The following is a 22,701-nucleotide window of genomic DNA, read 5'->3' on the forward strand; positions in this document are numbered from 1 at the left end:
TAAGCAAATCGCTTAACTGGACAGTTCCAGCAACAATTTGTTTAGGCGAGCAACGTAAGCCGCTGGGTCTTCCAGCTGACCACCCGCTGCAAGGTCAGCTTGTTCAAACAGAACCAGAGACAACTCAGCAAAACGATCTTCGTCCACTTCCTGATCCAGCTTACCAATCAGTGGGTGTTCAGGGTTGATCTCGAAAATCGGCTTCACATCAGGCACAGCCTGACCCGCCGCTTCCATGATCTTGCGCATCTGCGCACCCATATCGTGGTCACCGATGACCAGACAAGCAGGAGAATCAGTCAGACGATGCGTTACGCGTACTTCAGATACTTTCTCAGTCAGCTTTTCGGTCAGACGCTCAACCAGTGCTTCTTTGGACTTAGCCGCTTCATCCTGAGCCTGTTTCTCTTCTTCAGACTCAGTTTCGCCCAGATCCAATTCACCTTTGGTGACATCCTGGAAAGACTTGCCGTCGAAGTCGAACAAGTGGCTCATCATCCACTCATCGATCCGATCCGTCATCAGCAGTACTTCGATACCTTTCTTACGGAAGATCTCGAGATGTGGGCTGTTCTTCGCAGTCGCGTAATTGTCAGCCACAACATAGAAGATTTTTTCCTGACCTTCCTGCATGCGGGACACGTAATCTTCCAGCGATACGTTCTGATCAGCAGATTCACCGTGGGTTGATGCAAAACGCATCAGCTTAGCGATCTTCTCTTTGTTAGCGTTGTCTTCCGCCGGACCTTCTTTAATCACCTGACCAAATTCGTTCCAGAAAGTCTGGTACTTCTCAGGCTTGTTTTTGCCCAGTTTGATCAGAGTATCCAGTGCACGTTTAGTCAGTGCGCTGCGCAGCTTATCGACATTTGGATCTTTCTGCAGAATCTCACGGGATACGTTCAGGGACAGATCTTTCGTGTCCACTACACCCTTCAGGAAGCGCAGATACAACGGCAGGAACTCTTCCGCCTGATCCATGATGAAAACACGCTGTACATACAATTTCAGGCCACGTGGCGCTTCACGGTTCCACAGATCAAATGGCGCACGTTCTGGCACATACAACAGGCTGGTGTATTCCAGATTACCTTCAACAGCATTGTGCGCCCATGTCAGTGGATCGGAGAAATCATGGGAGATGTGCTTGTAGAATTCGTTGTAATCTTCAGCATTCAGCTCAGACTTATTACGGGTCCACAGCGCGGTTGCACTGTTAACGGTTTCATCTTCAGGTGCTTTTTCTTCTTCACCTTCAGCCGCTGGAACCGGCTCAGACTGCATAACAACCGGCAGCGCAATATGGTCGGAGTATTTACGCACCAACGTGCGCAGACGCCAGCCATCCGCAAACTCTTCTTCCCCTTCTTTCAGGTGCAGTACGATGCTTGTACCACGGCCTGCTTTCTCAACGTTCGAAATTGTGAACTCACCTTCGCCGGTAGAGCTCCAGTGCACGCCATCAGCAACCGCAGCGCCCGCTTTACGGGTGATAACATCTACTTTGTCTGCAACGATGAAAGAGGAGTAGAAACCGACACCAAACTGACCAATCAGTGCGCTATCTTTCGCCTGATCACCGGTCAGCTGGGAAAAGAACTGGGAAGTACCCGACTTGGCGATGGTGCCCAGATGCTCCACCACTTCGTCACGGGTCATACCGATACCGTTGTCATCGATCGTGATGGTCTTTGCATCTTTATCAAAGGCGATGCGAATTTTTAGATCACCATCGTCTTCATACAATTTGCCATCGGACAGCGCTTCAAAACGCAGTTTTTCTGCCGCGTCGGATGCGTTGGAGATCAACTCACGCAGGAAAATTTCCTTGTTGGAGTACAAGGAGTGAATCATCAGATGCAGGAGTTGTTTAACTTCTGTCTGAAAGCCGTGGGTTTCGGAATGTGTTTCTGTGCTCATAGGTAACTCGCCCAAACTCTCGGTTGAAACATAATCATGACCGGCTCACACGAACCGGCCCTTCTGGTTTCAATACTAGATTGGGGCTGTGTTACCTAATTCAAGGGGTTATTTAAAACCTGACCTAAATCCGGTTTAAGAATCAGTAGGTTTCACCAGGAAGTGCGCCCGTGCGGTCGCAATCGGTTCCGTACGCTTTTCCTGCCACGCTATCACCGAACAGTTGGTCACACGGCGTCCACGTCGCTCCAGCTGACACATCGCAAACGTATCGCGATCTAATCCGGCACGCATATAATCCACAGAAAAATCGATAATCTTTGGCAACTCTGGCGTCGTAGTTTGCAGTAACACCTGAAACGCTGCTGATAACTCCATAAATGCCGCAATTACACCGCCATGTATGGCGGGCAGTGTTGGATTACCCAAGTTGTCCGGGTTACGGGGCAAACGAAACACCATCTCTTCACCAAAACGCTCGCAATTCACTCCAATCACCTGCGCATAAGGGATCAGTTCAATCAACGGCATGTAGTCACCCGTTGCATGTGCTTCCGCAACCATCTCCGTAATACTGATCATGCCTGCGCTCCCTTTTCCGTGCTAACACCGGTATCACCGTCGATATCACCTTCCACCAGCGCCTTCATCTGGGGGTCAACCACATCGGCACCTAAACGCATAAAGGTGCCAATACCAAACGCAATGGGATCATCCACTGACGTTTGATACACCGTCGCGCGGGTGAACATCACACTGCGTGTTGTCCGGTAGCATTCTGCCTGAATATACAGAGGCTGGCTGTGGGTCGGCGCTTTCATATGATCGATCCGTAGATCCAGCGTCGGTGCGATCTCAAATTCCGGCAACACGCACAATGTCGAGACGGCCGATGCGGTATCGATCAGAGTCGTCAATGCGCCCCCTAACAGATACGTATTGGTTTTCCCCGTATTCAGCTGATCCTGCACCGGCAGCACCAAGGTTACACGGCGCTCATCGGCCTGAATGACACGCAATCCTAATTTGCGGATGTGGGCCAGCGCGTCCATAAATCGCTGGCAGCGTGCTTCAATTTCAGGGTTTCTCATCGATAGGACCAACACTCATCATTAGGGTTTTTAAGGTTGAGGACTTAAATTCACGTCGATACAACACGTACACCACACCGGTAGACAGTGCCATAAACAACCAAGGGTTAATAAACCAGCCCAACATCGCCAGACTGAAGTAATAGGATCGCAGACCAAAGTTAAAGTGATTTGCTGCCATGGAACTCATTTTGGCTACGCGGTCCGCATAGCTCTGTTTTTGCTGCTCACTGATATTCTCATCAGGCGTGGGGGCTCCGCCCACCATCACCGAGACAAAGCCGTATTGGCGTAAGCTCCAGGTGAACTTAAAAAAGGCATAGATAAAGAGCGTGATCATCACCACCAGCTTCAACTCCCACTCTTCACGTGTCGCTTCTACCGCAAAGGGAATGTCAGCAATCACGTCAATCGCCTGCTCGGTTGAACCCAGCACGGTCATCAAACCTGCCAGAATCAGCATGGTTGTGGATGCAAAAAATGATACGCTACGCTCAAGGTTTGCAACAACGGTCGCATCCGCAATACGCATATCCCGATCCAGCATCCGCAACATCCATTCGGTGCGGTACAAGTGCAGGATGCTCGCCAGGCAAGCGGTATCGTAGCTGCGGCGTTTGGAATAGAACATATAGCCCTTGAAACAGATCAGGAACCAGACCAGCGCCAGAAGGTTCAGCCAGTTAAGCTGAATAAACTGCAAAACAGCATCCATGTTTTTTACCTGAGAACAGATTAATCTAACCTATTGTAATTTAAGGCAACGGGCCTGTCAGGCTCCGCTTTGATTCTAAAACAAGGACGCACAAGTTCACCGTGACCACTTCACCACAAAATCTGACTCTGGGTGTATTGTTTGCCATCGGCACCTCACTGGCGATGAGCATCGCGGCGGCACTCATCAAATACACCTCAACGATGGTAAGTATTGAAGCCATTGTGTTTAGCCAATATCTGATCTGTACCACTGTTATGCTGCCCTGGCTTGCCACCAAGGGCATTAGCGCGCTCAAAACAGATTGCATGAAGTTACATGTGATACGCGGCTTGTCGGGCTGGGCCTGTTTCTATTGTTACTATCTGGCGCTGAACTATGTCCCACTGGTTGATGCCGCGCTCCTGCGTAATTCGGCCCCCCTCTGTGTACCGTTGCTGCTATTGCTCTGGAAAGGGATTCACATTCCGGCCCTGCGCTGGCTACCGATCTTTATCGGTTTAGCGGGCGTGCTGTTGATTCTGCAACCCGGCTCAGACGGCCTTAGTTTCTGGCACCTGATCGGTTTTGGCTCGGCGATCTCATTGGCGGGTTCAATGGTTACGACACGGTTTCTGACACTGACGGAACCCAGTAACCGCATCATCTTTTACTATTTCTCGATCTCTACCCTCACCGCACTACCCTTGGCCATCTGGAACTGGCAACCCATACCGTCAGAAGCCCTGTTACCCCTGTTAATCATCGGCTTGTCGATCTGGCTGGTGATGTGGCTTTACACTCAGGCCTACCGCTATGCCAAAGCGTCGGTCATCTCACCGCTGAATTATCTGGGTGTCGTGTTTACCGGATTCTGGGGTTGGGTATTCTGGCAACAAGTGCCGGACAATCTAGCGATTATCGGCACAGCGTTAGTCGTCGCAGGAGGGGTATTGGCGATGTTTCTGGGAAAAGAAACATCAGGAAAAGAGACCGCACCCTCACAACAGAACTGATCAGTACACCGCGACGGATTGCGCCTGCATACCATGATGGCTGTAAATCAGATCACGATCCGGCGGATTAATGATCATATCTGCCAAGAGAATACGGTCATCATCGATCAACAATGCTGCCGTTTGTGACAGCTGACCTGCGTAGATATCATGATAGGGTTTCGAAAACACCAGACGCCGGTCTATATCATCGGACGCCAGCAACTCGATGAAATAAGGCCGCCAGCTCCAGTTGGAGCCTCTCTGCGCATTATCCACGTTCCAGCTACCCTGACGGTTTTCATAGTTTGGCGAAATTTGATTACCGGATCGATCACACAGATAAAAGCGCAACACCTGCGGGGTCGGCAAATAGTGCTCAAGATCTATCTCTCCGTACGCGGATTCAGATGTTTTGATCAATTCACGCAAAGCTATCAGCTCCGCTGATACTTTTCCTGCCAGCCAATGGTTTCGCATTGAACTGTCCAGCGCCCTATCCCGATAGTCTTCCCGCAGCGAGATCATCTGGCTCTTAAAACACTCTGTAGGCGCGGCCTCGGCTTTCGCTTCAGAGAACAAAAAAACCTGGGTGTAATACGCATTGCAGCTCAGCGCTAAGAAGTAAGCTTCTTCCGTTTCAACGCCTTCGCACAGCACTTTGGCCCCGAGACGGGAGGCCATCTCCCCCAATAGCTGGATCATCGCAGCGTTACGGGGGTTATCCAGGCCATCACGCAACAACTTCATATCCAGCTTAACAACATCCGGCGTCAGCAACGCAACCCGATCCAGCTGAGAAAAGTCGGCTCCGAAATCGTCTATTGCAATACGAAATCCCGCTTCGCGGTAACGATCCACCGCCTTTTGAATCAGGCCCAGATCTCCACCCAGTTCAGTGATTTCTATCATCACACGGGATGGGTCAGCATCCAGCTCACGTAACATATCCAGCGTCGGCAGCCGCGTGGTCTGGGCAATAAACTGTAACCATTCAGGTGATAAATTCAGGCTGATAAAGCTATCACCGGGAAGCTCATTTAACCCTGACAGCGCCTGATATCGGACACTCCTGTCAGCGGCTATGCGGTTCTCCAGCGAGTGTTTAGAGTCTGAAAAAAACGCCCCGGCAGAGACGACATCACCCACCTCATTTTTCTGCCGGGCCAGCGCTTCATAACCTGCGATCCGCCCACTCGCAGTTTCGACAATTGGCTGATACCAAGGAAACAGATCCCTCATCATCATTTTATCCACATAACTTTTAATGTTACCGAGCTGACAGCAAGTTACATGCCATACAGTGGATTAAGACCGATAACATACGCTGAACGAGCGGGACCAAACTCCGCTGCCTCCTTTTAGATCGTACCGCCGATACCAGAGCACCAAAGCAGTGCAAATACCACTTTTCATAGTGACCTGAAGGATACGTTGAGACAGCAGAACCCTACGTTCTCTATACACAAGCAGGTTCTGGAACGCTTTGTGCATCGCATCACGCAGATGCCATGTTTGGGGATGAATGCAATGTTGCGACCTGTTCAGCTACTTATCGAGGCGGGAGGTATCAGACTCATTGGTAGCCTGATGACCTTACTGCTGATGTCTTCGATCACTCTGATTCTGCTGTCGATGTCACACCTATTCTCGCTTCTGGCAATCACATTACTGGCGTACCTGTCTTTCGGTTTACTTATTCTACTGAGGCAAGATCTTGTTAAACTCACTGATCATCTAAACGGGGATATGCAATCGGGTTTAGAGCCTACACTTAACGGTCCGTTAAAACCCTTGGCAATATCCATCAATCACGCCTTGCTTGAAGTCCACCGAAATGTGAATGAATCCCATGCGGTGGTGGATGAAATCAGCCACTCCGTGACCGAGTTATCACATAACGCCAGTCACGTTGCCCGCAATACCGATCAACAATCGCACGCCACAGCGTCCACCGCAGCAGCAGTTACCCAGATCAGCCATAGCGTCGAGGACGTCACACGTTGTATTACAGAAACTCAGGCATCAGCCCAAGCAGCACGTGAGTTATCCAAAGAAGGCATATCTGCGCTAATTCCTGCTCGCAAAGAGGTCGAAGAGGTTGCACAGCTGGCTGGCGAAACTTCGAGGCTGGTTAGCGAACTAAAAACCCGCTCTGACAACATTTCCACGATGTCTGAGTTTATTCGTGATCTGTCAGACCAGACAAATCTACTCTCGCTCAATGCCGCGATTGAAGCCGCCCGTGCAGGTGAGCATGGCCGCGGATTCTCTGTCGTGGCGGAAGAAGTTCGCGCCCTTGCCCAGCGCAGCCATACCGCATCAGTTGAGATCAGCAATGTCATTGGGGCCGTCCAACAGCAGATGACAGGTTTATGTGTACAGATGGACAATGTCGTCGCCAGCAGTGACCGCTGTGTCGCTAGCACCACACAGGTTGAAAGCTTTCTTAAAGACATCACAGTGAGAACAGAGACAGTATCAGACGAAATCAGTCAGGTCGCCGTGGCTGTTCAGCAGCAGGAGAATGCTACCCGGGATATCTCAGAACACATCGAAAAGGTCGCGGTAGTCGCTGAATCAAACAGTCTGATGGCTAGCGAAACAGCACGCGTAGCCCATCACATCGCCACGCTGACACAAGCCAATACAGGTAATCGATCTTCGGGAGAACCCGCATGATGTTATCGTCCAGCACCATCGCAACATTCACCACTCTATCTATCGCTATATTGGTACTGACGTCACTCGCTCATTCCTGGCGGGTCCGACACAGGCGAACCCGACAGCTGAAGGGAGTTGAATGGCTGGTCAGCTTGCGCCACCTTCTCGCGCATTTACAACAGCACCGTGGCCTAAGCAGCGCATTTCTCGCCGGTAAAGCCGAGCTAAAAGGGGATATCAGCCATCTGCAAACGCAGATACGCAGAGATTGCGAGGCTGTCATCTCGGTCGGCGATTGGATCACTCACAGTCCGCGTTGGCAAGGTGTTGAGGAACACTGGCAACGCTTGGCTCAGCGTTTTCAGACGCTGGACCGGGACACCAATATTGGTCAGCACAACCGATTGATTACGAACCTGATCTATCTGATCGAAGATACCGCAGATGCACATGAGCTGAAGCATCTGTGTGAAGACATCACTCAGGCCCAACGGGTTTGGCGGGACCTGCTGATCTCTGCTGAGCACATTGGTCAGGCCCGGGCGATTGGAACGGCCATTACCGCCGCGGGTAGTTGCGACAGTGTTTCACGTATTCAGTTGAGCTATCTGAGTAATAAAATCGAAGAAACCAGCCAGCGCGTTAAGAATGATCTTGAGATCTCGCATCAAACCCAACATAAACTGCAGGAACTGCTCTACTGCATAAAAGATCGGGTGATGTTGGATACCCCGCAGATCGATTCGCAGATCTATTTCAAACTGGCCACCGCCTGTCTGGAAGATATGCTGGCGAAGTATGATGAAGAGATTATGCGCCTGCGTGTCAATATTCGCTGATAATTGCGACTAATCTGGTCGCGCCATCGACTAAAAACAAAAAACCACAGGACCGAAGCACTGTGGTTTTTAACAACGACCTGTTTTGAGGTCAGATATTGTCTACGTCTGACTTATTCACCACCACGACAATTTGGCGATAATGGCGCGGGTGCCCCCCGCTTTTGCCATTCTTCAGCCGTATAGAGGTGCATTGCCAGTGCATGCACCGGTGACTGCAACTCAGCGGCCAACAGGCCATATATCAGCTGATGACGCTGAACCAGTCGCTTACCCGTGAAGTCATCGGAAACCAGCGTCAGTTTAAAATGACTATCGGTCGCCGGACCGGAGTGCATATGGCTCTCGTTTTCGATATCCATATGTTCTACCGCAAGCCCTGCCTGCAGCTTCTGTTCGATGATTACCTGAACACTCATGCTTATGTTGCTCCAGCCTTAATGTTTGTCTTTTCTATCCGCTTCATCCCGGTCAGCCTTTTCGGTCGCCAGCTTGAGGAATTTCTTATGTATCTTGCGTGTCGCCAGCCAGACCACCATGATCACCACGGGTACTGAAATACCGACCGTCAGGCTCTTATTGAGATCAACACCATTATCATACAACGCTTCAATCAAATATTTGAGCAGCCCAACCATGTAGTAGCTGATCGCGGCAACCGACAAGCCTTCGACGGTGTGCTGCATCATCAGCTGAATCCGTGATCGGCGATCCATCGATGCCAACAGATCCTGATTCTGCGCTTGTATCGACAGCTCGACACGGGTGCGCATCATATCGGACACACGGTCGATACGTCGCGACAGGTTTTCCAGGCGCTCACTGACCGATTCACAGGTCCTCACCGCCGGAGTCAGACGGCGGGTCATAAACTCGGTGATCGTTAAGTGTCCGGAGACCTCATCTTCCCGCAGCTCCGCCAGACGTTTCAATACAAGATCCTGATACGCCCGCGTGGCACTGAAACGGAATGTGGTTTGCGCCCGACAGGCTTCGACCCACGCAGCCATATCGGTTAGCTTACCCAGCAGAATCCGCTCATCCAGATCGGTATTTTCAGCCAGCGTACTCGTGGTATCGGCCAGCTTCCGGTCCATCTCACTCAATTCAGGATTGTACTTCCGTGCTAACGGCAAACCCAACAGCGCCATCAGGCGATAGGTCTCAATCTCCATCACACGTTGTGTAAGACGACCCAGCTGGCTGTCACTCATCTTCTTGTTGTAGATCAGGAAGCGGCCAAAGCCATCACTGTGCAACTGAAACGTCGTCCAGACACGTGCGTCGCCATTCTGCGGACTACTACCGACCAGACGCATGCCTTCGAAGAAGCTCTTGACCACGGGTAGCGCAGGTTCAGGCTGTGAGCGAGCATCTTCAATCGCCACATGAAACGAAACCACCACCGTCCCCGGCAACGCCCTCAGCCACTCTGCCGGTATGCGGCTGATTCCCGAGCAATCAAACGGATCAGCACAGCTCTCTACATCCAGATTCACAAAGGTGTAGGTGATGAACTCCAGATGCTTTTCCCGGCGCACACGCACCGTGCCGAAATCCACTTCATAGCAGACGCCATCCTGCTCAGGTGCTTCGTGCCCAAAGTGTTCATAGATCTTCTGGAAATGCTCAAATTCCTCATCACGAGATACACCTTCGCAAAGCACCGCCAGAAAAGTTAGCCGGGATGGACTGGGGATAACCTGAAACGGGCGGGAGTGCAGCTCAGCATAGAGCGCCTCCTGCATCGGATGCAGTTCCAGCCCGTACGGATTATTGGGCAATTGTTCCATATTTGGCTCCGGCAAAAAAAGTAGCCTCTATTCATAGCCTTACTGACACTTTTTCGCAACCGCACAGGGGTGTTAATTCACTCCGCCATGGGTAGCAATTGCCCAATAACAGGAGACTTATTCTTCGAGACTCGCCACCATCACCGGCTCAACAGCCAGATCCAGTGCCATCACTTGCGGCTTAACTTCAAACCAATCGGCAAACAATGCCTGAGAACGGGGCTCTGGCCAGGCATCCGCCATTTCGTCCCACGCGGCCAGCTCATTTTCGAAGATAGTGGACCAGTTCAGGCTCAGCGCAGCATCAAAATCACTGTCGTTTTCCACTTCATCGATTAAATAGACGGTGCCTTCACGCTGGTGTTCTTCCAGCGTCAGGGTTTCATTTAATCCTTCGTCATCCAGCTCAAGGCTATTGGCCCAGTCCACAAAGGGTTGTTTAGGGATAACAGCGAAAGCGGAACGGTTTAGCAGCTTCATGGTTCTTATCCTGCGGTTTCTATATACTGTTTGGCTGTCTAATCTTCCGATCACAGCCCGTTAATGATCATACGTGTTCTGCCCCAACTCAACAGCCGCCAACAGTGGATCGACTTCTGTCGCCGCGAGATGCCGTACTGTTTTGTCGAACAGCCTCAATGTCTGATCGACTTTCAGAGTACCCATCTGCAGATCACATTGCTGTCCAGCCGTACTCAGGGCAAAGACGCAATCAAGTACAGCTTAGGCTCCAGACGTTCGGTGGAGCCGGCCTGGCAGCTCATCCGCGCCTGTCATTGGGACCTGAATGCCCTGCTGACCGGACTGGAGCAGATGGACTTTAGCAGCAACGTGCGTGATAACTCCCTGCTTGGCGTCCATACGGATCTGACTGCCCGGAAGTTTTTCTCTAAAGAGCGCTCGGTGATCGCCCCCTCATCGGTGGGACTACTCAAACCCCTAGGACAAGCCCCTGAAATATGGAGTGGTGAAGATCTGTTGCGGCTGATTGCCAACGGTCAATACTCAGATCTGCGCAATGAGCAGATCGCCCTGCCGCATATGTCCGATACAAACACCTCATCCTGCACTCAGGCAGGTGGCATTCCCGTTCCGTCAATCAGCAGCTTACGGCTAATGCTGTTGGAGCAACCGTGGCAATGGGTCGGCCAACAGCACAAAGAGCGCTTACACCTGTTTCGTGAACGCCAGCCGATTGTCAGCCTGATTCCGGATTTTACCGCGCCGGCCCCTCGTCTGAAGGCTAAAGGAAACGCCCGCCAGAACTACCTATAAAGCAGTTCTGAAACGGGCGTCAGATAGAGCCGTTATGTCAGTTTAAGCAGGCTCAGCTTCAGTATCAGCAGATGCACTTTCAGATTCGCCACGTGCCTGGGCTTCAGCTGCATCAATCTCTTTCATAATCTTCAGCGGATTATCAGAGTTCAGTAGCTTGCGGCCCTCTTCGGTGGGAAATTCCACATCGATATCCACCACGCGGCCATCACGGCACACGTTGATGATGGTTTCCATGCAAGAACTCAGCAGTGAGTACTTCTCATCCGGCGCCGCAATAATCGTCTGCAAACCCAGATCATCCATAAAGCCCAGAGACGTAACGGTGTTTTCGGAATCCAGCTTGTTAAAGGCCTCATCAAACACCGCCAGACTCATACCACCCACCGGCTGACCGTCCGCATTCTCGCGCAGTCGATAGGTGGCGCCCTGTGCAGCGGCAATTGCCACATAGAACGGCACCTGATGCTCACCACCGGAACCGGTTTTGATACGCTGGGTCAGGGTTGTCTTACGATTACCCTGCAGATCTTTTACGACCAGCTCGAAGTTGTAGAAGTTACGGTAATCCTGCAACAGGCTACTTTCACCCTCATCCTTCAGCACGTCATGAATCTTAGCCAGCGCATCCTGATGGGGTTTATCTTCATCAAACTTCATATCGAACAGAGAACCCACGTTCGCCTGATCAACACGGGTATAAGCTTCGACCAGCTCCAGAATATCTTTCAACTCCGGGTTTGGCATCATTTCAAAGCTGTACATCTCACGATGGAACGGACGGTTCTTCAGATGCTGGTTCAGCTCACGGATCAGATCTTTGATCTTATTAATCTGATCATGCAAATGTGCCACAAAGTCGGAGCGGAACGCTGTTTCTGCCTCAAGGCGTGCGCGTTCGGCTTTTTGACTGTAGTTTGCCAACTCAGAATCACGCAGCGACTGGACCGTCTCGTTTACAAACGCTTCCAGCTCTTCGTGGGTCGAATCCGGGCTAATCTTATCCAGTGTCTGGTGGCTCAAACCGCCGCCATGATAGCGGGCTTTATACTGCGCCACCGCATCACGAACACCGTTTTTCTTCTTCTCATGCAGGCTGAGTTCGGACTGCGCTTTCTTCGCTGCATCAAAGATAATGCGCTCCAGCTCGCCACCACAGGACTCGTCCAGATAATCGCGTTTTTCCTGTGCAGCCTGTGCATCAAATACCGCTTTCTGTTCGCAAGCAGAACGCGCCACAGCGTGTTCGTCCAACTCCTGAGTCAGGACCTCCAGCGCCGCAGTGTCTTTGATCATCGCGGTACGGACTTTCTGCAGCTTGTCCATCAGTGACTTCTGCTTCTGTTCCGTCTCTTTCTGCGCGGCGACCAGTTCGGTTATCCGGTTCTGGATACCAGTATCGTCCTGATTGTGCAGATCAACCACGGCCTGACGGTACCCTTCAATCTCGGTATTCAGCTGTTCACGCTGATTGACCAGATCGAAGACCCGCTCGTTCACACCGACCAGATTGGTGGTCAGGCTGATCAGGGAGTCACGCAACTTCTCCAGAGAGTCGTGGCTTTTGCCCAGTTCGGTAAACTCAGCGACCATCTGGTCAACCTGTTTGCCCTGGATTTCCAGCTGACAGCCTCGGCGACGGATTCCCATAATCGGCTGCTGTTCGTTAATCGCAGTGGTAGAACCTTCTGTCTGCAACATGCAGTCATAGGTCAACGCACGCTCATGACGCAACAGTTCGGTTTCTGTTTCAACCGCCATCACCCCACCCAGCGCACGGTTCATATACGCACGGGCGTGATCATTATCCGTATCAATGAAATGCGCCAAAGAACCGGCTTTGTAACGGCTCAGCCACTCACCTGATTTGGTGGTGTTAACGATACGGCAACCTTTCAGGTGACGACCTTTCCGGCGATAGAGTGTGATCGCTTCTTTTACACGATCCGGCTCAACAATCAGGGCTTCACGGCGCGCCCCCAGGAAAGACTCCAGCGCGATACGCCATTTGTCGTCATTGATGTCGACCAACTCACAGATCGGCGTGGACTCAATGCCGTACTCGTCCAGCAACTCCATCAGCTCGCGGGTATTGCGACGTACCGGTGCACGCCCCTGCTTCAGCTGCTCCACATTGCTTTTCTGGCTCTGAATTTCGCTGCGCAGTTCATTCATACGAATGACCGAGCTTTCGAAGCGACGTGCAATATCACGGCGGACCGCATCAACGCTGCTCTTCAGATGCTCCAGATTGTGATCAACTTCCACTGGATTCTGTGGCCAGACAGCACCCATCATGTCCTGACCCGAACGCCAGAGTTCAACCGACTTTTTCACCACCGGCAGGAAGTTGTCTGGAAGGTGCTTTTCGTAATTGGCAAAACCAACCGCGGTGCGTAACAGGTTGTAGACGTTCTGAATGCGCTCTTCAACGACACTGTGTTCGTGTGTTTTCGCAGCAACCGTGCTTTCGAGTGCCTTAATTTTATGTGCCGAATCGGTGTTATTGAGATCAGCCCGCGCTTCCGCAAGCTGCTGCATCACAGCGTTAAGGTCAGCGCCGGTTGTTTCCAGATCCTGCTGTACCTGCTGCTCTTTATCCTGATTCTTCTCGAGGCGTTCTTCAGACTCCTCTTTCTTCAGGTCAGCATTTTCAAAGCGGCTTTCATGAACGACCCACTCATACTCAACGGCATTCTTCACATTTCGCTCGATCCCCTTGCAGGAATCCTGGACTTTCTCCAGCTCAGCAATGCGGTCAGAAACCTCTTTGGTTTTCTGCTCCATCGCCCGATATTCATCCAGCGACTTACGGAACGCACCCACATGAACAATATTTTCATCCAGTACAAACTCACGGATGAAGCGGGTTGGACTATCAATCGGGACAAACTTCAGCGCATTTTTGAAGTTTTTGACGAATTTGTCGTCGTCATTCGGCATCTGAGGATCGTAACTTAAGTGCGTCACCAGCTCGCGAATAAAGCGACTGGCACGTTTCTCCAGCACCATATCCGGACATTGCTTCAGCAAGCTGTCACGAACATCCGGCCACCCGCGCGGCAGACGCCCTTCATCTTCCTTGGTGGTAAAATCATCCAAATGCACGGAAAAGTTCGGCAGAATGAAACGCCCCAAAATCTCTTCATCCGGTGATGCCGTAGAGGCACTGATAGCGATGCCCACACACGTCTCTTGTGCCGTTTCCGTATCAAAGAAACTCAGTGCCATGTAGCTCAGCGAGTCTTCACGCGCCGTGCTTTTCTTGCCATCTCCATCCAGAAAACCAAGACAGTAGGTACGCAGGCTACGCTCACTCTTGTCACCTGCGGAGGCGTTAAAGCTTAAGTGGCGTTTATGCCCCCCCATCAGCACCGTCTGAATGGCATCCAGCAATGAGGACTTACCTGAACCGTTCGGTCCGACAATCGCTACACTGCCTTTGATTGGGATCTCAATAGCGCCCAGTACGTACCAGTTAACCAGTACAATTCTATTGAGCTGCTTCATCGGCACCCGCCCCTTCTTCAATCTGTTCGTTTTCTTGCGCCGCAGCTTCGGCTTCAATTTCTACTTCGTTTTCACACAAGCCTTCGAGCTGACCGATATAGTCTTCGACCACCACCTGACGGATAACAGGGTTGATTCGCAACGGCAGGTTTTTAGGATCGGATTCTTCAGCTTTACCGCGCTCGATCAAACCATGACGGGAGAACAGCGACAAAATCTCTTTCAGGCGAGTTTCGTTCGGGATCTCCTTTCCGGTCAGGTTCTCGTACGTTGAAAGCAGCTCGTCAGTGCAGGTAAACGCTTTCCCCCCATCCACCTCAAAGGACTCCAACTTCTGCTCGTACTGCTGGCGTAGACACAGCAACAACAGCGATTCATCCAGCTTCAGGCGCAGGTATCGCTCTTCGCCTTTTGGCAAAATACCCATATAGGCTTCATCTGGTTGGTACACGAAGCTCCAGCCTATCGCTTCAAGCAGGTTGGTAAAGTAATCCACATGGGATGCCACCAGAAAGTAGCTTTCACGGTGTGCAGGACGATCCGCGTATAGAAACTGGTGGGTCAGCAACTGGTTAGCAGCACGCGAGAAATCGGCTGCCTGATATTTGTCACTGCGACTGATGATTTTTTGCAGGTCACCTAACATCTAGCGTTTCCTTTGGATCACGAAGTCCCGGCACTTAACCATGCCGGCAACATTGACATACTGTTCTTCAAAACGGATATCGTATTTCTCGATCGTTTTGCGGGCTTTTTTCCCCATCGAAGGTAAATGGCGTACATAACTGAAACAGATGTAGTCTTCGATGGTTTGGATATCAAACTCACTGGCGTTGATCAGATCACGACCTATCAGGTGGCGTTCCAGATACATTTCCACCTTGTCCGGACTGACATCACGACGATCTTTATATTCTTTAAACAGTCGTCTTAACTCCAGTACACGCGGATCGATCTCCGACTGCGTAATGACTCTAGGCTCAGTCTGTACACGACGCCGTATTGGCGAGCGCACACTGCGATCACAGATAAAGCCCTGCTCTTCCAATGTGGTAATCGGTGGCAACTCAGATTCGTCTCTACGCGCGATTTCAGTAATCACACGGGAGATACGTGCAGCCATACCCGGCGTGGTTTTGTCCATGTAACGAACCGTATCCGCCACACGTTTTTCCAACCGGTAACGGAAATCATCGATCGTCGCCAGACGCTGATCTACGGACTCAAAGATACGGATAATACGGTTGATATGCTGATGCACCATGCCTTCAGCATCGTGGTAATCCGTTTCATACTGTTCCTGATAATGTTTAGCCAGGAGATCGACTTTGTAAGCGTCAAATTGCAGCTCCCGTAACATCGACAGGATCTGGCGGCGGAAACGGAACGGGTTGTTCTTGGTTTTCAGCGTCTTATAGTCAGAGACCAAGATGTGTTCTACGAAACGTTCAAAGAAGTTCCGCACAATCTCCTGAGGATTGTTGCTCTGTGACAGATTGATTTTCAGCTCACGCAGGCCCAACATCATATCCGTCAGATGGGCACTAAAATCAGAGGCAGTCTGTGAGGCTTCTGCCAACGTGATACCACGTCCGGCCGGATCACTGATCGCGGCTTCCAGCGAGCTGAGTACGTTCAGTACCGCACCACCGTAGCTGCGTTTTTCCAACTTGGAGATCGATACAAGTGTTCGCAGCAGGAAGCTGATTGAAGGCGACAACAGCACATAGGTACGATAAACCCGCTGTTCCTCCTCCAGCCATCCGGTAGTCACCAGACGACGGTAGATTCGACTGGCATATTCACTGCTGGATCGCGGTATCTCTACCTGATCTTCACCATCGTCCTCTTCCGGCACCCAGCGCCTCACACCCATACGGATCACCGTATCTTCAATGGTGGAACGCACCAAATCCTTGGGCACGAAGGGATCAATCAGATCCTCATCAAAAAACACATCAGCCAACGACAACAAAACCACCTGATATATCTGGCGGTTCTGCCCCGAAAGCGGCATAAATAAGTCATCAGGCAACTTATGAAAGAGCATTTGAACCCTTAAATTCTTAACGCTGTTGGTGTCTGCTTTTACAGACCGAAGAGATGGATTCTAGCCCAGCCTGCGCCGACAAAAAAGGGATAACCCCCTCTACCTGAAGGACTTTCAGGACAAGTCAGCAGTTCGGCTTAAAATGATCGCTTGTAATCCTGTTTTCCGATGCCTGAAACAACAAAGCCACAGTGATTAACCTCAACCACTGTGGCTTTGAACACGCTTCAGATAACACTCAATTTTTATGAAAGAGAGCCTTAGCATCCTGCAGACGCTGGTAGGCTTCCAGCATACCGACGTGACTAGCAAACTGGCGCAATGAACCATCGTCAGATGGCAGATCAGACAGTACGGATTCACCTACCAACATTTGCAGGCTGCGATCAACATATTCACCTTTATGCGCCAGGCGCAGAACGGCTTCGTAGCTTGTCAGGTTACGCTCATCATCCAGCTCAAATGACAGGCACTGGAATAAGCAGCGGTACAGTGCGGTGCGCTCATCAGACAGATGCCCGAAGTGCAGTGTCCATTCCACCCAAGCGTGAGCATTCTCTAAGTCGCCGATCATCAGACACAGCAAACCTTTCAATTCACCCATACGCAGTGTCTGCCAAGGCGTACCCGGATCAGGCACAATCCCCAAAAACTCAGCAACGGGCTGCTGATCATCAACGCTCAGCTCTTCTAACTCTTCCAGCAGCGCTTCATATCCGGCGTGGTCCAGCTCGGGCAGATGCAGGCAACGGCGGCGGAAAGGCACTCCTGCTGCGTTGTTGTCCCAAACCAAGTCTTCCACCGGATAGATTTCTGACATGCCTGGTACAACAATACGGCAGCTGTATATACCCAGATGCTCGTAATCAGCGATATAGATATCCATATCCACACGATGTATCAGGTGGCACAAGTGATCAAACTCGGCTTTAGTATCGCCCTCGATATTCCACTCGGTATATTCGTAGTCACTCTTGCCCGCCAACAGATCCCAGACAACAATACCGCTGGAATCTATGAAATGGGTTTCAAGATTATGCTGATCAGCCACATCCTGAATATCAAAGCTTGGGGCAGGAAATACATCCAATTGATCTAATGCACGTCCTTGCAATAGATCAGTCACCGTACGTTCCAACGCCACTTCAAATTTTGGGTGAGCCCCAAAGGACGCACACACACCGCCATTTTGTGGATTCAGCAGCGTCACATTGACCAGCGGAAACTTACCACCCAGTGAAGCATCTTTAACCACCACACCAAAACCTCGACTGCGCAGGGCTTCGATAGAGGCTTCAATACGCGGATAACGCGACACGACCTCATCAGGAATGCTCGGCAGACTGATGCCCGACGAGATAATGGTGTTCTTAATATGACGTTCAAAAATCTCAGACAGCGCTTGTACACGCGCTTCCCACATAGTGTTGCCAGCGGACATGCCGTTGCTGACATACAGGTTGCCGATGATATTCACCGGAAACCAGACCTGATCGCCCGTACGCTGTCGTTCAAACGGTATCGCACAGATGCCACGGCGGGCATTCCCGGAATTGGTATCAACCAACATCGGCGCTGTCAGCTCACCACTGAAGTTGTAATGATGCAGCGTCGGTTCGTCTAGCAGACCTTCTGGAATTTCGTCGCCTTCCAGTGAGAACCAGCGCTCATTTGGATAATGTACAAATGCGTCTTCAGCGGCGGTGTTACCCCAAAAGTAGTCAGCAAAGAAGTAATTACAGCTTAAACGCTCAAAATACTCACCCAGCGCACTCGCCAACGCAGCTTCACGGGTCGCCCCTTTGCCGTTGGTAAATAGCATTGGATAACTACGGTCACGGATATGCACCGACCATACGTTGGGTACCGGATTCAACCAATGCACTTCTTCGATATCAAAGCCTAACTGACGCAGGCCATTGGTCATACGTCTGATGGTTTCTTCCAGCGGCGCATCTTTACCAAGAATTCGGGTCATTCTGAATAATCCTCTGTTGGGATCACACCAACATTACTTATCGGGTTCAGTTTGAAGGATCAGCTTCAAACAACAGCCACAGCGGTTACCCGCGTAAAGTCTTTTTATAAGCGAAGGCGTAAAGCAACTTGATACTGCTTTAGTCTGAACAATGCGTTCCCGATCAATGGGTCCGGCTTTCTTGAGCGGGCGATTATAACGCAAATACAGAAGCAACTGTGATCAACTGATCTTATTGAAATTATTTAAAAAAAAACCCTTGACGGTCTTCGGGGGCATCATTAATATACGCCGCCACTGGTTGAGACGATTCCTCGATAGCTCAGTTGGTAGAGCAGTAGACTGTTAATCTATTGGTCGCTGGTTCGAGTCCAGCTCGAGGAGCCAACCTCGGTATCAATCAGTGAAAGTAAGTGTTTAAATGTTCCTCGATAGCTCAGTTGGTAGAGCAGTAGACTGTTAATCTATTGGTCGCTGGTTCGAGTCCAGCTCGAGGAGCCAATCGGAGTGTAGCGCAGCTTGGTAGCGCATCTGCTTTGGGAGCAGAGGGTCGGGGGTTCGAATCCCTCCACTCCGACCATTTAAACCTTACATGCATTAATAGTGCACCGTTTATCTACCAACGATAAACAACTTATTAGTCGGAGTGTAGCGCAGCTTGGTAGCGCATCTGCTTTGGGAGCAGAGGGTCGGGGGTTCGAATCCCTCCACTCCGACCATTTAAGTATTACAATTGCATATATATGCACCCTGTTTATCTTCCACACGATAAACAACCTATAGTCGGAGTGTAGCGCAGCTTGGTAGCGCATCTGCTTTGGGAGCAGAGGGTCGGGGGTTCGAATCCCTCCACTCCGACCATTAAAAATTATTCCCACCTTTCTTATCCACCGCCAAACACATCTTTAATTCAGTGTTAAAATCCCATGTATCTTTTCTACGTTACATTGATGGATACTTATGGCGTTTTTGTGTGGATACGAAATACTCGAAGAGGTAGCAAACGGTGGATTTTCAACCGTTTACCGGGTTCAGGAACAAGAACCACCCTACCGAGAGTTCGCAGCAAAGAAGTTCAACGACATCACCGACCATTCCATTTTCGAACAGGAAGTCCTATCGCTGCATGCGGTATCCGGCGTAGAAAACACACAGCAATTTTTTCGTGCAATTCGTCATCAGGATCAATTGGTTATTTTAACTGACTACATTGAAGGCGAACCACTCAAAAACCGTATTGATCGCCTGGGACCAATCTCCGAAAAAAGCGCGATCAACTTCACCTTCACGCTGTGTAAAGTTATCGATGCCTTGCATAACCTTGGCATTCATCATCTGGACATCAAACCCTCCAACGTGCTGATTGACCAACACAACACACTGACGCTGACCGATTTCGGCATCGCCGAAGCCGCCGATACGCCTCGCAGCGAAATAACCAAAACCGACTTTAGCTACACCGCACCAGAGAAATATCACGGCTATCACCACGCGGGATCAGACATATATGCCTTAGGCGTATCATTGTTCTATCTACTAACCGGCACCTTGCCGTTTAATATCCACGCAACGTCCGATGCACACAAAATGCTCTGTCACTGCACACACCAGGTTAATTTGCCTGATGGCATTTCAAGCGATGTGCACACCCTACTAGAAAGCATGCTGCAAAAGTCCCCCACTAAACGCATAGGGATGACGGAGCTACTCAACCAACTAGCCCAGCTCGTAGCCAAGCCTCTCAGCGACACAAAATTAAAGAAACCCAACAAAAAGGTGAAAACCACCCCATCGGAAGAAGAGTGCTTCGCCGAAGCGGCACGAAAAAACATTCCGTTTGGGCAATATCGCTACGCCCTTCTTTGTGAAGACGAAAACACCAGCGATGCGCTGTACTGGTATACACAGGCAGCTGAAGCGGGATTTTCTCGTGCACAAAATAATCTTGCACTACTACACATGAACCAGGGAAACGAAGAACAGGCACTTCACTGGTACTTAAAAGCGGCCAGCTCAGATAACGCCTTCAGCCAATACAACCTGGCTCGACTTTATGAAAGAAAGGGCAACAAACAGAAAGCAATGCACTGGTACCAACAGGCCGCTCAGAACGGACATGAGCGTGCGCAGAATACCGTAGCCATCAAGCTAGAAAACGACAACAAGCAAGCCAACGCATTTACGCTCTACCAGAGAGCGGCATACTCAGGGTTTAAAGCATCCCAATTTAATCTGGGACTCATGTATGAAAACCAAGTGACACCCAACCAGGACATCAACCATAAAGACATGGCTCGCTTCTGGTACGGGTTAGCCGCAGCACAAGATCATACGAAGGCCCAGCAACGTCTGAAAAAGCTATAAACCCAAGAGACACCCTATCCGAACAGACTCGGCGGCCTTGCATTCAGCACGAACAAACCCTCGATCAACCAAACTAAATACCCACAAAAAAGCCGCTGCAGCACCACTCGTTAGAGATAGCACATGCAGCGGCTTTTATTTAAATGCGTCGAGTATTAAATTAGCTCCACTCGATCAACTCAAGATTACTAAAGGCAACCTCAGATCCATCTGCAAACGCAACAACACCGGAACTATCTGCATCCAAAGACAAAGCCTGATCCGCTACATCAAATTCTTGACGCTCACCATTTGCATAAATTACAAAATCATTCCCCGCCTGAGCTTCAAATTGAACCGTATCAGTCCAGGCACCTGTACCACCATCAAAGTAGTCCACACCGCTTTGCGCAACGTAAGTATCCGAGCCATCACCACCGTAGGCAGAATCATTACCCTCACCACCTAATAGCTTATCGTTACCTTCGTTGCCCTGCAGGGTGTCATCTCCTGCACCACCAGCAACCACATCATTTCCGGCGCCGCCCCACAGTGTATCGTCTCCCTGCGCGCCCAATAGCGTATCCGCACCTTCACCTGCTACAACAAAGTCATCACCACTACCTGCATTCGCAAAATTATCACCAATGCCGGTGTAGATTACGTCGTTACCTTCACCCGCCTTCAGCACATCATTGCCAGCCCCACCAAACAGAACATCATTTCCTGCTTCTGAAACCAGAACATCATTACCCTCGCCACCTTCGAGAATATCGCGACCAGCCCCGGAATAAACAACATCATTACCCGTACCGGCCTGAATGATATCTTCACCATCACCTGTGAGAACCGCGTCATCGCCATCACACGCCATCACAAAGTCATCACCATTACCTGTGGCCTTATAAAAATCGTTGCCTTCACCCAGGTAAACGGAATTGTCACCCTCTCCGGCCAATACCACATCATCACCCTGATAAGTTTTGATGACCTGAGCCCCAGCCATATCAGTAATAACATCATCACACGCAGTACCAGCTACCAGCTCACCACCTTGCAGGCGCCCATCTTCTACTCCAGTGTCGCACCCGGCTTCTGGCTCACCGCAATTACCATCGTCCTTAGAACCTTTGTCCTTGGAGCCGTCGTCCTTAGAACCTTTATCTTTGGAGCCGTCATCCTTAGAACCTTTATCTTTGGAACCGTCGTCCTTAGAACCTTTGTCCTTGAAGCCGTCGTCCTTAGAACCTTTATCCTTGGAGCCGTCGTCCTTAGAACCTTTGTCTTTGGAGCCGTCGTCCTTAGAACCTTTGTCTTTGGAGCCGTCGTCCTTAGAACCCTTGTCTTTGGAACCGTCGTCCTTAGAACCTTTGTCTTTGGAGCCGTCGTCCTTAGAACCCTTGTCTTTGGAACCGTCGTCCTTAGAACCCTTGTCTTTGGAGCCGTCGTCCTTAGAACCCTTGTCTTTGGAACCGTCGTCCTTAGAACCTTTGTCTTTGGAACCGTCGTCCTTAGAACCTTTGTCTTTGGAACCGTCGTCCTTAGAACC

General features: G+C 50.6%; 18 protein-coding genes and 5 tRNA genes. 10 read left to right on the top strand and 13 right to left on the bottom strand.

Annotated elements, in window-relative coordinates; translation table 11 throughout:
* Positions 1-12: 12 nt before the first annotated feature.
* From htpG to IOQ59_RS14740, 4 genes are all read right to left on the bottom strand, one after another.
* A complete protein-coding gene (gene htpG / locus IOQ59_RS14725; RefSeq protein WP_193954148.1) occupies positions 13-1,920 on the bottom strand; it encodes a molecular chaperone HtpG in 1,908 nt (635 codons plus the stop codon).
* Between the two features lie 135 nt (positions 1,921-2,055).
* The gene (locus IOQ59_RS14730; protein ID WP_193954149.1) at positions 2,056-2,502 is read right to left on the bottom strand and encodes a PaaI family thioesterase; all 447 of its coding nucleotides are present in this window, start codon (positions 2,500-2,502) and stop codon (positions 2,056-2,058) included.
* Positions 2,499-3,011 carry a PaaI family thioesterase gene (locus IOQ59_RS14735; RefSeq protein ID WP_193954150.1) on the bottom strand — a complete coding sequence of 171 codons (513 nt, stop codon included), beginning with the start codon at positions 3,009-3,011 and terminating at the stop codon, positions 2,499-2,501. Before IOQ59_RS14735 ends, IOQ59_RS14730 begins: the two co-directional genes overlap by 4 nt.
* On the bottom strand, positions 2,998-3,726 hold the full coding sequence (locus IOQ59_RS14740; RefSeq protein WP_193954151.1) for a DUF599 domain-containing protein: 729 nt from the start codon (positions 3,724-3,726) through the stop codon (positions 2,998-3,000). The genes IOQ59_RS14735 and IOQ59_RS14740 overlap by 14 nt, the downstream gene beginning before the upstream one ends.
* Before the next feature lie 101 nt (positions 3,727-3,827).
* Here IOQ59_RS14740 and IOQ59_RS14745 point away from each other — a divergent pair, with 101 nt between their 5' ends.
* Positions 3,828-4,721 (top strand): DMT family transporter, encoded by an 894-nt coding sequence (locus IOQ59_RS14745; RefSeq protein ID WP_193954152.1) that lies wholly within the window; start codon positions 3,828-3,830, stop codon positions 4,719-4,721.
* On the opposite strand, the gene IOQ59_RS14750 is transcribed toward IOQ59_RS14745, so the two are convergent.
* On the bottom strand, positions 4,722-5,945 hold the full coding sequence (locus IOQ59_RS14750) for an EAL domain-containing protein (RefSeq protein ID WP_193954153.1): 1,224 nt from the start codon (positions 5,943-5,945) through the stop codon (positions 4,722-4,724). It abuts the gene before it with no gap.
* Between the two features lie 189 nt (positions 5,946-6,134).
* On the opposite strand from IOQ59_RS14750, the gene IOQ59_RS14755 reads away from it, so the two are divergent.
* Positions 6,135-7,382 (top strand): methyl-accepting chemotaxis protein, encoded by a 1,248-nt coding sequence (locus IOQ59_RS14755; protein WP_193954154.1) that lies wholly within the window; start codon positions 6,135-6,137, stop codon positions 7,380-7,382.
* Positions 7,379-8,203, top strand: a complete 825-nt coding sequence (locus IOQ59_RS14760; protein ID WP_193954155.1) for a nitrate- and nitrite sensing domain-containing protein — start codon at positions 7,379-7,381, stop codon at positions 8,201-8,203. Before IOQ59_RS14755 ends, IOQ59_RS14760 begins: the two co-directional genes overlap by 4 nt.
* A 113-nt stretch (positions 8,204-8,316) precedes the next feature.
* On the opposite strand, the gene IOQ59_RS14765 is transcribed toward IOQ59_RS14760, so the two are convergent.
* The 3 genes from IOQ59_RS14765 to IOQ59_RS14775 form a co-directional block, all read right to left on the bottom strand.
* The gene (locus IOQ59_RS14765) at positions 8,317-8,622 is read right to left on the bottom strand and encodes a BolA family protein (RefSeq protein ID WP_193954156.1); all 306 of its coding nucleotides are present in this window, start codon (positions 8,620-8,622) and stop codon (positions 8,317-8,319) included.
* An 18-nt stretch (positions 8,623-8,640) separates the two neighbouring features.
* Positions 8,641-9,996 (bottom strand): DUF3422 family protein, encoded by a 1,356-nt coding sequence (locus tag IOQ59_RS14770; RefSeq protein ID WP_193954157.1) that lies wholly within the window; start codon positions 9,994-9,996, stop codon positions 8,641-8,643.
* Between the two features lie 117 nt (positions 9,997-10,113).
* Positions 10,114-10,476, bottom strand: coding sequence for a hypothetical protein (locus tag IOQ59_RS14775; protein WP_193954158.1), 363 nt, complete (start codon positions 10,474-10,476; stop codon positions 10,114-10,116).
* 63 nt (positions 10,477-10,539) lie between these two features.
* Between IOQ59_RS14775 and IOQ59_RS14780 the strand changes: the two genes are divergently transcribed.
* Complete coding sequence (locus tag IOQ59_RS14780; protein ID WP_193954159.1) at positions 10,540-11,271, top strand: hypothetical protein; 732 nt, start codon at positions 10,540-10,542, stop codon at positions 11,269-11,271.
* A gap of 42 nt (positions 11,272-11,313) precedes the next feature.
* On the opposite strand, the gene IOQ59_RS14785 is transcribed toward IOQ59_RS14780, so the two are convergent.
* From IOQ59_RS14785 to ycaO, 4 genes are all read right to left on the bottom strand, one after another.
* The gene (locus IOQ59_RS14785) at positions 11,314-14,781 is read right to left on the bottom strand and encodes an SbcC/MukB-like Walker B domain-containing protein (RefSeq protein ID WP_193954160.1); all 3,468 of its coding nucleotides are present in this window, start codon (positions 14,779-14,781) and stop codon (positions 11,314-11,316) included.
* Entirely contained in the window at positions 14,765-15,427 is a 663-nt protein-coding gene (locus IOQ59_RS14790) for a DUF4194 domain-containing protein (RefSeq protein WP_193954161.1), read from the bottom strand. Before IOQ59_RS14790 ends, IOQ59_RS14785 begins: the two co-directional genes overlap by 17 nt.
* Positions 15,428-16,831: a Wadjet anti-phage system protein JetA family protein gene (locus IOQ59_RS14795; protein WP_193954162.1), complete on the bottom strand. Its 1,404-nt coding sequence runs from the start codon at positions 16,829-16,831 to the stop codon at positions 15,428-15,430.
* Between the two features lie 238 nt (positions 16,832-17,069).
* Positions 17,070-18,809, bottom strand: a complete 1,740-nt coding sequence (ycaO, locus tag IOQ59_RS14800; protein ID WP_193954163.1) for a 30S ribosomal protein S12 methylthiotransferase accessory factor YcaO — start codon at positions 18,807-18,809, stop codon at positions 17,070-17,072.
* Between the two features lie 311 nt (positions 18,810-19,120).
* On the opposite strand from ycaO, the gene IOQ59_RS14805 reads away from it, so the two are divergent.
* From IOQ59_RS14805 to IOQ59_RS14830, 6 genes are all read left to right on the top strand, one after another.
* A tRNA-Asn gene (locus tag IOQ59_RS14805) sits at positions 19,121-19,196 on the top strand.
* A gap of 38 nt (positions 19,197-19,234) precedes the next feature.
* Positions 19,235-19,310 (top strand) — tRNA-Asn (locus IOQ59_RS14810).
* A gap of 2 nt (positions 19,311-19,312) precedes the next feature.
* Positions 19,313-19,389: transfer RNA gene (locus IOQ59_RS14815), tRNA-Pro, on the top strand.
* A gap of 62 nt (positions 19,390-19,451) precedes the next feature.
* A tRNA-Pro gene (locus tag IOQ59_RS14820) sits at positions 19,452-19,528 on the top strand.
* Positions 19,529-19,593: 65 nt separating this feature from the next.
* A tRNA-Pro gene (locus tag IOQ59_RS14825) sits at positions 19,594-19,670 on the top strand.
* A gap of 99 nt (positions 19,671-19,769) precedes the next feature.
* Complete coding sequence (locus IOQ59_RS14830; RefSeq protein WP_193954164.1) at positions 19,770-21,173, top strand: SEL1-like repeat-containing protein kinase family protein; 1,404 nt, start codon at positions 19,770-19,772, stop codon at positions 21,171-21,173.
* A 160-nt stretch (positions 21,174-21,333) separates the two neighbouring features.
* On the opposite strand, the gene IOQ59_RS14835 is transcribed toward IOQ59_RS14830, so the two are convergent.
* The coding region (locus tag IOQ59_RS14835) for a calcium-binding protein (protein WP_503826739.1) at positions 21,334-22,701 on the bottom strand (1,368 nt) is incomplete at its 5' end.

Origin of the sequence: Pontibacterium sinense, assembly GCF_015209595.1 — a bacterium.
GTDB classification, from domain to species: Bacteria; Pseudomonadota; Gammaproteobacteria; order Pseudomonadales; family Balneatricaceae; genus Pontibacterium; species Pontibacterium sinense.